Source organism: Rhodococcoides fascians NBRC 12155 = LMG 3623 (genome assembly GCF_001894785.1).
GTDB lineage: Bacteria > Actinomycetota > Actinomycetes > Mycobacteriales > Mycobacteriaceae > Rhodococcoides > Rhodococcoides fascians.
The window spans coordinates 502,375-515,415 of sequence record NZ_BCWW01000001.1; the positions used below are offsets into that span (position 1 = coordinate 502,375).

Consider the following 13,041-nt stretch of genomic DNA (forward strand, 5'->3'; position numbering starts at 1 on the left):
TGGATGCGGTGGGCAGCGCCCGTGATCGGCCGCTGCCCACCGAGTCTGTGATCAGGCAGGCATGGTCGCGCCGGCTCGGTACGCGGCGATGTGTGCGTTCCGCTCCGATTCGGTCATCTGGTTCAGCAACACGTTCGGGCTCTGGAAGGTGTTCCCGCGGACATCGTCGAGTGTCCACATCTTCTTCGGATCCAGATCGAGATGTGGCTGACCGACGAGCGTCTTGCCGTCGTCGCGGACGTAGCCGAGATCGGAGACGATGTCGGCGAGATCCTTGCCGTGGTGCAGTGTCTCCCATTCACGGAAACCGGTGAGACGACCCATGTTCGGCGTCTCCTTGCCCTCGTACTCGCCGCGGAAGGCAACTGCGTCGGTCCAGTAGCACGTCTCCGAACAGTAAGTGCGCCACTGGTTGTCGACCTTCTCGACCACCATGTCCTCGCGGATGAGGGCCGGCACCATGCACGTCCAGCAGCGGTGCGGGTACTGGTAGCCGACGTCCTCGAATGCGATCGGCTTGTTGATCCCCGGGTACGCGAGCCGGTTGTACTCCTCCCACCACTTGCCGTACTTGCTGTACCAGCCGGGGTACTTGTGCTCGAACCACTCGAAGTCCGTGTCGGTCATGGTGTCGATGCGCCAGTAGTTGACCGGCCAACCGGTGGCGAAGAATCGCGCGACCTCGTGCACGTAGCCCTTGTTCGTGATCCGGTTCCACGCTTCTTCGACCAAGTCGTGGGGGATCGTCAGGCCGTACTTCTCGAGCGGGATCAGGTAGCTGCGGTAGTAGTCGTCGTAGATCCACCGCTGCCACATCTCGGCGTAGCTTTCGCGGTCCTTGCGTCGATCCTTGGTGCCGTACTCGATGAAGGTGCCGATGGCCGCGTCGACGACGCAGTGGTTGTTCCACCAGGCGTAACGCAGATCGCGTTCCAGGAGCGGACGATTCCGCTCGTCGGCGAGGGCCATGAGCAGAATCGAGTACCCGTTCGAGATGTGCCGTGATTCGTCGGATTGCACCGAGTGGAACACCGTCGGCAACAGGTAGTCGCCGTTGGCGGCGGCCTCGTCCGGCATGGCCACGAACAAGGTGTTGGTGAACGCCGTCTCCGCCACCACCGTCAGATAGATATTTGCCGCCGTGATGGCATCACCGGTGATGAAGCCCTCGCCGAACTGCCTGCCGATTGTGCCCGCATAGTTGTTCGCGAACGCCTTCTCGGTCATATCGAAGCCGGCCGGGTCGATGTAGTTGTTCATGTACAGCTTCTTGAGATTCATCTGAATCGTCGAGTGACGCACCTCGTCGATCATCTGAACGGCAAGACCGTTGTGGATCTCGGGGTTCGGCACGGCGTCGATCGCCATCGGCATCGCACGGGCCGCCGAAATCTCGGGGAACGGAATGATCGAGAGGAACAACTTCTGCCACTCGAGCCAGCGTTGCTGGACCTGGCGGAACATGTTGCCGCGAATGGCACCGTCCATCGCGCCGTACACGCGGTTGTCCTTCTCCTCCTCCATGGGGAAGTAGGACCGCATGATCTGCTTGAGTGGGTCCTTCTTGGGTGCTTTCTCGAACGTGTAGTCCGTGCCGAAGCGAGTAGCAGGGGTAGCGAACGTGGGTTCCCACGTCAGCTCCGAAATCTTCGCGTGTGCCTTGGTAAGGCTTTGCCTACTCAATGTGCGCCTCCTGGATGCGAGGTCGGCAGGGGTTGTCGACCTTCTCGGGAAGATGTGCACATGATTGAACACCGTGATCTACGTCTCATCCGTCTCAGTTTGAGATTTGTGGCACTCATTGTGCGGCCTGGTAGACGGCGTAGAGATCGGTCGAAAGTGCACCCATGGAAACAAACCGAACGTAAGGTGTGGTTGTCTTGCCGAGGAGGGCACGTGAGTTTTGGATCAGGCAGAACGGCGACTGTGAGCGAGTCGGATGCTCAGGCTTCGCCGTTGTTCATCCCGCTGTTGTTCATCTCGGTGCTCTTCGTCGGTGCGTTGCCGTTCTACGTTCGGCAACCGGTCGTCGGCGGTGAGTCGGTGTCGGGTCCGGCGTGGTTCGGCGGTGCGCACCTCGTAGAACCAGCAGCCGATGTCTACTGGCTGTGCGCTCTGTCGGTGTGCATCGGGGCCGTCGCGGTCTACTGCGTGTGGAGCGAACGTCGATCGGGCGTCGCCATGCATGTTCGGCTGTGGCTCGTTGCGAGTCTCGGATTGTCGAGTGCAACAGCAGTTTTCGTGCAAAACGGAATGATGTTCTACGTGGGTAACATGACGATTCGAGGATTGTTGCGCCCTTACTGGCGATATCGATCGCGGTCCTGGTGTGGGGTGTCGGCCTGCGGTCGCGGTTGCTGGTGGCAATCGGTGTTGTCGCCGTTGCTGCGAGTCTGGTGTCCAACCTCTACAACGTCGAGAATCTCGTGCCGCGGGAGTGGGCACTGGACCCCCGCTTCGGTCTGTGGCCGAACATCGTGCTGACCGCAGCGGTGTTCGCGGTCGGAGCAGTGGGGTCGGGGTTTGCCGAACGGTCCCGGCGGTAAAGCCTGCAACGCAGCGTGACCCGGGCGATGGGGGTCGTCGCCGGCGGTGGACACTGGCAGGATGGCCAGCCCAGGTGACCCGAAGTCGGTGTGGACGACAGTCTCGGTGATCGTCGGCACCGTGGCAGCAGGCGTCGTAGTCGCCGGTCTTCTCCACGATCCGCAACCCGACGCCGTGTCGATACCCGGCTGTGCGGAGGTCATTCAGCCCGAGGACATGCAGAGAATCAACTACGCCATTGTCGGACCGGATTCCGCCCCGGCGGGGTTCGACGCAGCAGCCAAGTCGGCCGCTTTGGCGCGAGCCCTTCCCGCCGGGACCACGGTAGAACCCGATGCCATGTTCCCACCGCTGACATTCGACTTCAACGCCTCTGCGTACGGGCGTATCTCGCTGGGCGGAGCCGTGGGTGACCTGAACGTGAGGCTGTCGACATCCGACCAATCTGCCGGTCCATGTTTTGCCGGTTACGTCGATGAGCGTCGGACACTGAGTGACGGCACAGTCGTCGATCTGAGATCATCCGAAAGAGGCAGTCGCGTAGAGGTATACGGGACCGACGGCAGCATCGTCGATGTATCCGCCGACCCTATGTTGACGGTCCAGCAAGTGACCGACATTGCGATGACGCCCGGTCTTCGCTGGAATTCCTAGGCCCCTTGACCGTCGTACCTTGCACGCCGGTGTCGGCACTGCCCCAACAAGTCCGACCCCGCCGCAATGTCTGCGACGGGGTAGGGCACATTCGCGTGTATCTACGCGCGGGCGACCAGCTTTCCTGCGATTCCCGACAAGATTTCGGTCGGCCTCTGCTGCTCACCCTGCTGAGCACCCAGCACCACGAGGGTTCCGGTCAGGACCGGCAATGCCCACTGGAGGTACTTCAATTGCTTCTGTGCTGCGGCGGCCTCGCGTGGGGTGCCTGCTGACGGCTCGGTTGCCGAATCGATCGAATGGCCCTGAGCCTTGGTCGTTTTCGCGCCGAGAACGCCGCTGTACGCGGTGGCGGCGAGGGCGGCCCCGGTAACGGCGATCTTCAAGTTGGTGTTGGCGGTGACACCCTGCTGATGACGAGCACGACCGCGGTTGGCCATGAGTATGCCTGCGCCGCCGATGAGATGTGCACCGATGGCCGCGGCGTTGTCCGGAGCCCATTTCGCCCACCCTGCCGCGGCAACCTGTGCGCGGTCTCGCGGATCCTGCACCGCAGTGGCAGCACCGTTGACGCCCACGGCACCCATGAGCGAGCCGCCGAACCAGGCAGCAGCACCGAGATCGTGTAGCGAACGGATGAGGGTATTTCTGTTGGACATTTGAGGATCCTTCGGTTGTGTGCGCTGCTCCGATCGCGAAACGCGCGATATAACAGAGGTTTTGGCGGCCGCGTGAACGGCTCCTTGTCCATCGGTTACCCGCGTGAGCAGTTTCCACACCTGGGCCCCGCGCCGATTCGCGTTGGAATGCTGGTCGTTCCAGCCCTATTGCTGTCGTACCGGGGGGGCTGAGGCGTGTTCAGGTTCGATGGCGCGAAAAGTTACCCGCCGATCAGAGGAGGCGGGGTGTGCTCGTACATCTCGCTGAATGTCGCGTCGTCCAATGTCATCACGTGATTCGATGCAGTGACGACCATCCAGCTACCCACGTCGGCGATCACGTGCCCGATCTCGACCGCGCCACCGTAGTTGGCCGCGTCGAGTCCCTTGGTCTCGAGCCAGGTCACGACGTCGTCGGCGTTGGTTCCATCGACGCGGACCGCCTCCACCGGAGAACCGGTGTAGGCCCGTGGAGTGGAGCCGGTTCTCCACCGTTCGTAGTTACTGTTCACCACGGATGCGCCCTCCTCGCTCTTCGGCTCCGACGGCGTTCATTGCGCGTCGTCCTCTTCCTCGCCTTCCGCCTGATCCGGTTGCGTGCCGGCGTTCTGCGTGAGGTTGGCCGGGTCCGCATCCGGATCCTGGCCGGGGTCGTATGGGTCCGTCGAATTCTGTGGACTGTTTTCACTGGTCATACTGCAGCTCTACCCGCGCGGAACGTGCTCGAGCGGCACTCGGTCGTTTGATTCGATCCGGACCGGATATCTCGATGTCGAGGTAAAGCCACCGACTTCGTCACCCGAAAGGACCGACCGTGAACGACACCGCCGATCGACTGCAAGCTCTGTACGACAGCACCCCCGATGCACGACTCGTTCTGGTGGAGGGCGAACTCGTGCTCGATGTCCCGGAAAAGTCCGGCGACGAGTCGCAGGACGACGTCGCTGTTGTTGTTGTGACCCGAGCAGCGTTGACGGAGCGTCTGCAGGACGCCGGCGGCTTCTCCCGCGCGGCGTTGGAAGACTTCGCCCCGGTCGTCGATGACATCGCTGCAAAGTTGGGCGCATGAGTTACCTGCATTCACCCCGTAGCGAGAACCGACACAGCAGGGGGTGAATTCCATGTCCGTCCTAGATCTCGCGCGACGCAGTCGAGATGCGCGGCGCGCTGACGACAGCAGATTCTCCGAACTCCGCACTGTATCGACGCACTTGCTGGGTCTGCCTTTTCGCGGCCTCTCGGCCGTGCGGAACGCCCGGGCTTTTCATCCGGACGGGGTGAGTTTCAGTGGCTCCCTCGAACGACTGTTGCCGGACCGATACGGAATCCCGTTGCGTTCCTGCGAGGTGACCGTGCGAATCTCGAAGGGGATCGGTATTCCCGCAGGCCTCCCCGATGTCGCCGGGGTAGCGATCCGGGTCCCACCGCTCGAGGTCGGGGCAACCCCGTGGGATCTGTTGCTCGCCGGCTCGGCGACCGGAGTGGTAGGACGTATGGTGCCGTGGCCGTCGACGTCGTGGAACGACGCGCATCTGTCGTCTCTGATGCCGGTGAAGTACCAGGGCAGGATGTGGTGGTTGCGTGCACGGCTGACCCGCCCGCAGATGAACGGGATGAGCGTCGCGGACGTTCGACAAGCGATCGACGACCACGGTGTGAGCCTGGTTCTCGAACATGCTTGTGGTACAGCTGCGTTCGAGCCACTGGCCGTCGTTCACTCGACGACAATTCTGCAACCGTCCGAAGAGATCGACGCGTTCGATCCGGTGATGAACAGTCCTGCGTCGGTGCGCCCCCAGCCGGAGTGGCTCCGCAACCTGAGACTGTCGGCGTATCGCAATTCTCGCGCAGGGCGAGGTGTCGACAACGTCCGCAGAGGCGACAGAGGACGTCCCACCTGAGTGAACGAAACACATCGGCAAGCCTCTGCCGATGTGTTTCGTCCTCGAACTCCCGTCAGGCGTTCAGAGCAGTGAGCCGACCAGTCCGCCGTCCAGAACGAGGCTGCTCCCCGTGCACCACGACGACTGCTGCGATGCGAAGAACGCGACCGCCGCTGCTACTTCCTCCGGTGTGCCGTAGCGCCCTTGTTTGTCGGCGATGAGGGTGTCGAACCCTCCCTCCGGTAGCCCCAGAGCTGCCTCGAATTCGGGGGCTGCCGTGGTGACCAGGGCGGTGTCGATGAACCCCGGCAGCACAGCGTTGACTCGAACACCCTGCGCTCTGAACTCCGTTGCGGCGGTTTCGGTCAGATTTCTCACCGCGGCCTTGCTGGCGGCGTAGGGCGCGAGCAGCGCCGAACCTGCCGTCGCGGTGATCGAGCTGATGGTGACGATGGAGCCGCCGCCGGATGCTGCGATCGAGGGTGCGGCATATCGGATGGTCAGGAACACGCCATCGAGGTTGACTGCGGTGGTGCGCCGCCAATCGGCGTACGACATCTGTGCGATCGCTCTGACCTCGCCGACGCCGGCATTCGGAATTGCTATGTGCAGGTTGCCGAAGTGTTCGACGGTCTGCTCGACGAGAGATCGAACCTGATGCTCGTCGGTGACGTCTGTCGCGACAGCGATCGCACCGTCGATCGACGACGCCACCTGGCGAGCGGCGTCGAGATCGATGTCGGAGACGACCACCTGTGCACCGTCGGAGGCCAGTCGCCGCGCGATGGCGGCACCGAGGCCTGCCCCGGCACCGGTGACGAGTGCGACCTTGCCGTGGAGAGATTCGTCGATTGGCATTGTGTTCGGTCCTTCCGTGGGAAAGCAGAGGTGGTGCCTTCTCGCTGACGACAGAGAAGACGAAAGGGTATTGCTGTGTCGCTGTTTCAGCGCTTAAGAAGGTCATCCAGAGCTCGTCGCGCTGCATTCAGTCCCGCCATGCCGTGTGCACCGGGTCCGGGGGGAGTTGCCGCCGAGCACAGATAGAACCCCGGCGTACCCGTGCGGTACGGGTCTCGGCCGGGCCGTGGTCCGAGGAGCAATTGTGTCGGTGACGACGTACCGCACAGAATGTCGCCGCCGACGAAATTCGCGTTTCCTTCGGCGAAGCTCTGCGGAGACGTGTTGACGGTCTCCACAATTCGCGAACGCAGGCCCGGTGCGAACTGTTCGATGCGGTCGATCACGACGTCGGTGACATCGTGGTCGAGGCCGGCGGGAACATGGGCGTATGCGTACAGCGGTACGACGTCTCCGTCCGCGCGCTGAGGATCTGCGACAAACTGCTGCCCGACGAGGACGAACGGCCGATCGGGCATTCGTCCTGCAGCAACGGCCGCCTCGGCTGCGATGGTGTCCTCGGCGCTACCTCCCACGTGCACAGTGCCGGCCTGCGCGACCCTGGGGTCGGTCCACGGGACTCCACCGCGCACCGCGAGGTCGACCTTGAACGCAGCCGGTCCGTGCCGAAACCTGTTGTAGGAGCGACGTGTACGCACCGGCAACTCTGTGCTGAGAATGTCCGACACTGCCGACGGACTCGTGTCGAAGATCGTGATGTCCGACGTCGGCAGATCTGCTCGCGAGCGCACCCTGGTCGAGGTGTGCACGACGGTGCCCAGGTCGAGGAGTGCGGAGTGCATGGCCTGTGAAATCGCTGCGGTTCCGCCCGCCGCCACCGGCCACCCGTTGTGGTGGCCGGCGGTCAGAATTCCCACTCCGATTGCGGAGGAGAACACTTCGGTCAACGGCCGCATCGCGTGTGCCGCGGCTCCGACGAACAGTGCGCGCGCCTGCGGAGTGGAGAACATCCGTGACAACAGTGCAGCGGGCAGCGCAGTCGGCGCACCGAATCTCGCCAGCAGCAGTGGGTGTCGGGGTAGGTGCACGACCGGTCCGAGTAGGTCTGCGGACAGTCTGTCGTACGACGACGACGGTTGTCCGAACAGTGCCTTCCATCGTTTGCCGTCCGCACCCAGGCCCACAGCAGTCTCGTTTACCGATTGATGGAGCAGCGCTGCCGCGTCGTCGAGAAGCGGATGTGCACAATCGATCTCGGGCCACCGCCACGTCAGTCCGTGTTGCGCGAGACCGGCGAGGGCAGGTGAACCCACCGCCATCGGATGGAAACCGGCACAGTGATCGACGAGCAGATCGACGGTGGTGAAAGGCCGGTGGCTACGGGTGCCGCCGCCGATCTCGCTCTCCGCCTCCAGCACGGTGACGTGTATGCCGTCGCGTGCCAGAGCAAGTGCAGCGGCAAGCCCGTTCGGGCCGCTGCCCACTATCGTCGCGGATCGCGTCATGATGTCGATTCTCCAGCACCGGCCGTCGCTGACGACGCCTCTGGTGCCGAGTGTCGAGCGGTTGTCGAGTCTGCGCGACGCCGCCACGTCACCGACATGGGGATGGGGCCGTCGGGTAGCCACGGCTGGGCGGACACCGCGTCGTCGACGTTCCACGTACCGGTTTCGATCACGCCGAGGGCGGCATCGATGAGTTTGTAGGACTGCGTCTTTCGATGGATGGGCTGCGATTCGACCCACGCCACCACGAGCTCGCCCGGCTCGAAGTTGCAGCGTCGCTGAATCGCTGCGATGAGGGAGGCGTCGTGCAGGTGGCCGTCGCCGAAGTTGAAGCCGAGAATCGAGTTGCAGGCGAATTCGCCTTCACGCACCGTCCATCGATCGATGTCGGGAACGTTGCGGATCAGAAGCGAGAACAATCCGCGACCCTGACTGTGCATCGAGCGCCATGCGATGGTCTGTTGCATCGTGATCTCGGCGACGGCAGGCGGGTAACCCATGGCTTCGAGCTGTCGTACCTGATTGCGGGTGGGGCGCACGATCTGATCGAGCTTGTCCTCGGCACCCGGTGCGAACGCCCACAGACCGGAGGCCCAGTTGCCCGCGTACTGGCGCATCGAGGGCGTGAAGGCCACGAGGTCCGGTCGTAGGTTGCCCAGAACCGGGAAGAAGAACAAGCACACCAGCGCTGTCGCCACGAACCACGGGGAGGCGTCGAAGATCGAGAATCCCTGTCCTGCAGGATGTCCGACGAAGAGGAACACCGCTGTGTAGGCGAACAACAGATTCCACTCCAGCGGCACCGCCAGCGGGAACGTCGAGATGATGAACAGGTGGAATGCCACCATGAGAAGTGCTCCGACGAGTGCGACGGTCGTGTTGGTGGTGAGCAGCAACACGACCGGTACTGCGATCTCGACGGTGGTGCCCAATACGTGCGCGATCAACTTGGCCGTTGCCGAGGGGCGAATGTCGTCCGGGAAATTCCGGTAGTGCTTACGCCTGGCCCAGCGCGTGGGAATGCAGGGGCTGTTCGAGACCATGGGCGGAACGACGTTGGCGAAATGCGCACCGAATTTCGAGATGCCGGCCCCGACCCACACCGAGAAGATGAGCAGTTTCAGTCCGACGACGAGGTCGACGATGGCGTTGTCACCGAGGATTCCCACGAGACCGAACAGGACTATCGCAGGACCGTACTGCTCGGCGCGGGCAGCGATGAAGATGGTCTTGTCACGAAGGCCCACAACGATGGTGAGCAAGACCGGCGCGATCGCCCAGCGTGGATCGACGAGGTTGCCGATGCCCTCGGGCAGGATCGAGGCAAATGCACCGGGCGGTGTTCCGGGCGCGATGACGGGTACGAACAGACTCACCAGGAGCGCGAGATACAGCACGACGTCCAGCGGCGTCCTGGTGTCACCCGAGGTGAACGGCACCTTGCCCGGCCACGGAGGCATCCGCACAGTCCCCGGTTTCGCCCAGAACAGGATTCCGCCTGTCATCGGCTTGAACTTGCCGGCGATCGGTCCCCATGACCCCGCGAGTCCGACGGTTTCGAGCAGCATCGTCCAGTAGACCAACTTCTGGTAGACGATCATGTCGTCCCACCACGAGTCGACGTCCCACGGCATCCCGACGCCGGAAGTCAGTGTTGCCAGAGTCAGGCCGATCCCGATGTAGAGCACCAGAAGCTTGACGACGTAGGTGGTGGGGATGACCTTCGGCGAGCCGAAGCCGTAGTCGACCCAATGCAGTGCAAGGGTTTTCACTCGTTCCAGCAGGGGCCGGTCGAGGAAGGTTTCGAGGTCGACAGGTGGAAACTGTCCGTTCTTGAATCCCATGAGTGAGCTTTCTGTAGCGAGCGCTGAGGATGAAGGAGCAGGAGTCAGCCCTTTCGCCCGAGGCTCGGGTCGCGGTGACGCAACCATCGGACTGTGTCCTGCACCACAGAAAGCTACGGGGTTCCTATCGGCGGTCCCAATGGTTCGCCGACCCGAGGCTCACCTTCGTTTTTGTGACGCCGACACAAAGTGCACACTCAAGAGAGGATCCGAGCCCCGAGCCACTGACATGCGGTGAGGGCAACCTCGACGGCGAGTCGGTCGTCGGACAGTGGCCGGGGGAGCAGCTTCTCGGCGTTGTCGACGCGGTAGCGAATCGAGTTCTTGTGCATCGTCATCACCGCAGCCGCCGCGGAGAGGCTCCGTTCGCACGCGAGGTAGATCCGCAACGTGGTGCGCAATCGTTCGGCATGTGTGGTGTCGGCGGCCAACTGCGGTCCCAACACGGTCAGGACCCAGGCCTGCAATGCCGACGGGTCGCGAGCGCACAGGTCCACCACGGCCAACCCGGGGTCGTCGTAGCGTTCGATCGTTCGTCCTCGGCCACCCAGAACGGCCACGTGATGGGCGCGCTGAGCCTGCCGGTGGGATGTGACGAACCCGGCCGCGTCGAGTCCGATGGCCCCGGCCGCCAACAGGGGTGCGTCCTCGGTCCGCGGTCGAGTGTTGATGCGATCGAGAACGACGGCGAGATCTGTGTCGTTCGATGGAATCTGAATCCATCCCCACGCGGTAGCGCCGTCGCGTCCGACCACTAGGGGAGGGGCCGGACTGTCCAAGTCCGCCGCCAGAGCGCGGATGGTGGTGGTGAACCTGCGCATCCGGTCGCCGCGAACGGCGGACTCGCCGACCCAGGCCACGACGGCCAGGTGTCGTCCGCGCAGTCGGTACCCGGTCACTCGCTCGACGACATCCACCGACCCCTTGCCGTTCAGGAGATCGAGTACCGCATCGAGTCGAGCATTCTCGCGGTCCGCCAGCCAGGACTCCCGCTCGGTCTCGTACACCGCGGCCACCCGTTGCGAGATCCAGTCGATGTAGTCGAACACCGAATCGACGATCACGCGGTGCGCTTCCATCCGGACCGGGTCCGGCGCGGCCAGCGACATCGAGGTCTCGAACGCTCGATCGAGCAGAAATTGCTGTCCGAGTCGATAGGCGCGAACCAAGGCATTGACCGGCACGCCCCACTGAGCCAGGCGGCGCGCATATTCGATGGCCGCCGCCGGCGGCTCGAATCCGGCACCGCCGATGTCGTGCTGCAGAGCGTGCAGGATGGTGTCGACGTTGCCCTCGATACTCGATCCCAGCAGCTCGATCAGCGATGGTTCGTTGTTCAGTTCCGTGATGCGCGACGCGAGTGTCGTGCGCATCTGCGCCACGACATCTGCCAGCCGGGCATTGAGGTGCGCGGCAACCGCGGCCACGTGAGTGCGCACCGCCTCGGCGGAGGCGGGCGAGATGTCGGCAGGTGTCGGCACGGGTGTTCCTTTTCGTTTCGGGCTACAAATAATCCGCGGGTTTTTGTGCTGCTGGACCGAAGTCTTTCAAATGGGCAATCCGTAACCTACGTCACATGCTGCCAATTCTCGACGCCTCCTCGCCGGTTCTGCAGGCCATGTACCGCCGGATCGACAACGACCCGGACGGCGCGTGTCTGTCCGACGACTCCACTCGGTTGAGCAATGCCGAGTTCGGGCTCGAAGTCGACTCGGTTGCCGCCGAACTCGTCGACGCAGGGGTGGGAGCGGGTGATGTGGTTGCAGTCTTGCTCCCGAATCGCATCGACATCATCACCACGATGTTCGCGGCATGGGTGCTGGGAGCAACGTTGACTCCCGTCAATCCCGCACTCACCGACGACGAGGTGCGCTATCAACTCGAGGACTCGACCGCCCGCGTGCTCGTCGGTAGCGAGCGAGCCTGCACTCTCGGACGCGCACAGGGTATTTCGTTCATCGACGTGGATTCTCGCGCCCGTCGTCCCCGGACGTCGCAGATCGACGGCACGCATCGTGGAGCGGGGCCTGCCGACAGCTCGGCCCCTGCCTTGATCGTCTACACCTCGGGAACGACGGGGCGACCGAAGGGCTGTGTGCTGACTCATCGCAACGTCGACCGGATGAGCGCCGCGATCGTGACGGCCTGCGAATTGACCGATGCCGATACGAGCCTGTTGGTACTTCCGCTTTTCCACTGCAACGGACTCGTCGTCGGCTCGGTCGCTCCGCTGCGAGCCGGCGGACGTGTGCACATCGCCCCACGTTTCTCGCCGGACACGTTCTGGGACAACGTGGAGACTGTCCGGCCCACCTACTTCTCCGCAGTGCCCACCATGTACTCACTGTTAGCGGACCGCGGATCGACCGACCGCGACATCTCGTCGCTTCGATTCGTCATCTGTGGAGCGGCGCCCATGCCTGCCGGCCTGATCGCGTCGTTCGAATCGATCTTCGGCGTGCCGGTCGTCGAAGGGTACGGCCTGTCGGAATGCACTGTGGCGGCAACGATCAACCCGCCGAACGGGATTCGAAAGCCGGGCACGGTCGGCATCGCGCTACCCGGTATCGACATTGCGATCGATACACCCGACGGTCCGAGCTCCCTTCCTGGCCGGACCGGTGAAGTGTTGGTGAGCGGCGAGACGGTCATGCAGGGATACCTGGGCCTGCCGGACGTGACCGCAAAGACCATTCGAGAGGGGTGGTTGCACACCGGCGACATCGGAGTCCTCGACGAGGACGGCTATCTCGTCTTGGTGGATCGACTCAAGGACATGATCATTCGCGGCGGCGAGAACATCGCGCCGAGCGAAATCGAACATGTCCTGCAATCCCATCCCGACGTCCTGGAAGTGGCCGTCGTCGGCGAGGCGCATCCGGTCTACGGGGAGGTGCCCGTCGCACACGTCGTGGCACGAGCCGGTCGCAGTATCTCGGTCGACGAGCTGGACGCGCACTGCGCGCGGAGCCTGGCCAAGTTCAAGCGACCGAGTCGGACAGTCGTCCACGACGCTCTACCGAAGAACTCCGTCGGAAAGATCGCGAAAAAGGAGCTCGGCGCGTAGTCCGACCCGGCCCGCCGCTACCGG

At 63.4% G+C, this 13,041-nt stretch carries 13 protein-coding genes; 5 read left to right on the forward strand and 8 right to left on the reverse strand.

The features are described from left to right. Positions 1-51: 51 nt before the first annotated feature. Positions 52-1,683: a ferritin family protein gene (locus RFA01S_RS02565; RefSeq protein ID WP_027494756.1), complete on the reverse strand. Its 1,632-nt coding sequence runs from the start codon at positions 1,681-1,683 to the stop codon at positions 52-54. 677 nt (positions 1,684-2,360) lie between these two features. Between RFA01S_RS02565 and RFA01S_RS02575 the strand changes: the two genes are divergently transcribed. Both RFA01S_RS02575 and RFA01S_RS02580 read left to right on the forward strand, forming a co-directional pair. Continuing rightward, on the forward strand, positions 2,361-2,546 hold the full coding sequence (locus RFA01S_RS02575) for a hypothetical protein (protein ID WP_057474045.1): 186 nt from the start codon (positions 2,361-2,363) through the stop codon (positions 2,544-2,546). 61 nt (positions 2,547-2,607) lie between these two features. Further along, a complete protein-coding gene (locus RFA01S_RS02580) occupies positions 2,608-3,201 on the forward strand; it encodes a hypothetical protein (RefSeq protein ID WP_052060799.1) in 594 nt (197 codons plus the stop codon). 101 nt (positions 3,202-3,302) lie between these two features. Here the strand turns inward: RFA01S_RS02580 and RFA01S_RS02585 are convergent, their stop codons facing one another. The 3 genes from RFA01S_RS02585 to RFA01S_RS27630 form a co-directional block, all read right to left on the reverse strand. Continuing rightward, complete coding sequence (locus RFA01S_RS02585; RefSeq protein WP_032407839.1) at positions 3,303-3,860, reverse strand: hypothetical protein; 558 nt, start codon at positions 3,858-3,860, stop codon at positions 3,303-3,305. Positions 3,861-4,081: 221 nt separating this feature from the next. Beyond that, complete coding sequence (locus RFA01S_RS02590) at positions 4,082-4,375, reverse strand: hypothetical protein (RefSeq protein ID WP_032407840.1); 294 nt, start codon at positions 4,373-4,375, stop codon at positions 4,082-4,084. A 36-nt stretch (positions 4,376-4,411) separates the two neighbouring features. Next, positions 4,412-4,555 carry a hypothetical protein gene (locus tag RFA01S_RS27630; RefSeq protein WP_167325892.1) on the reverse strand — a complete coding sequence of 48 codons (144 nt, stop codon included), beginning with the start codon at positions 4,553-4,555 and terminating at the stop codon, positions 4,412-4,414. 119 nt (positions 4,556-4,674) lie between these two features. Here RFA01S_RS27630 and RFA01S_RS02595 point away from each other — a divergent pair, with 119 nt between their 5' ends. Continuing rightward, on the forward strand, positions 4,675-4,929 hold the full coding sequence (locus RFA01S_RS02595) for a hypothetical protein (RefSeq protein ID WP_027494751.1): 255 nt from the start codon (positions 4,675-4,677) through the stop codon (positions 4,927-4,929). A gap of 52 nt (positions 4,930-4,981) precedes the next feature. After that, positions 4,982-5,761, forward strand: a complete 780-nt coding sequence (locus RFA01S_RS02600) for a phosphodiesterase (protein WP_139278363.1) — start codon at positions 4,982-4,984, stop codon at positions 5,759-5,761. 63 nt (positions 5,762-5,824) lie between these two features. Here RFA01S_RS02600 and RFA01S_RS02605 read toward each other — a convergent pair whose 3' ends face one another. The 4 genes from RFA01S_RS02605 to RFA01S_RS02620 form a co-directional block, all read right to left on the reverse strand. Continuing rightward, a complete protein-coding gene (locus RFA01S_RS02605) occupies positions 5,825-6,601 on the reverse strand; it encodes a glucose 1-dehydrogenase (protein ID WP_139278364.1) in 777 nt (258 codons plus the stop codon). Between the two features lie 86 nt (positions 6,602-6,687). Continuing rightward, complete coding sequence (locus RFA01S_RS02610; protein ID WP_032407841.1) at positions 6,688-8,106, reverse strand: phytoene desaturase family protein; 1,419 nt, start codon at positions 8,104-8,106, stop codon at positions 6,688-6,690. Beyond that, on the reverse strand, positions 8,103-9,950 hold the full coding sequence (locus tag RFA01S_RS02615; RefSeq protein ID WP_032407842.1) for a DUF3556 domain-containing protein: 1,848 nt from the start codon (positions 9,948-9,950) through the stop codon (positions 8,103-8,105). Before RFA01S_RS02615 ends, RFA01S_RS02610 begins: the two co-directional genes overlap by 4 nt. A 197-nt stretch (positions 9,951-10,147) precedes the next feature. Next, entirely contained in the window at positions 10,148-11,431 is a 1,284-nt protein-coding gene (locus RFA01S_RS02620) for a PucR family transcriptional regulator (RefSeq protein ID WP_052054898.1), read from the reverse strand. A gap of 95 nt (positions 11,432-11,526) precedes the next feature. Between RFA01S_RS02620 and RFA01S_RS02625 the strand changes: the two genes are divergently transcribed. Then, the gene (locus RFA01S_RS02625) at positions 11,527-13,017 is read left to right on the forward strand and encodes a class I adenylate-forming enzyme family protein (RefSeq protein ID WP_081371249.1); all 1,491 of its coding nucleotides are present in this window, start codon (positions 11,527-11,529) and stop codon (positions 13,015-13,017) included. Positions 13,018-13,041 lie beyond the last annotated feature (24 nt).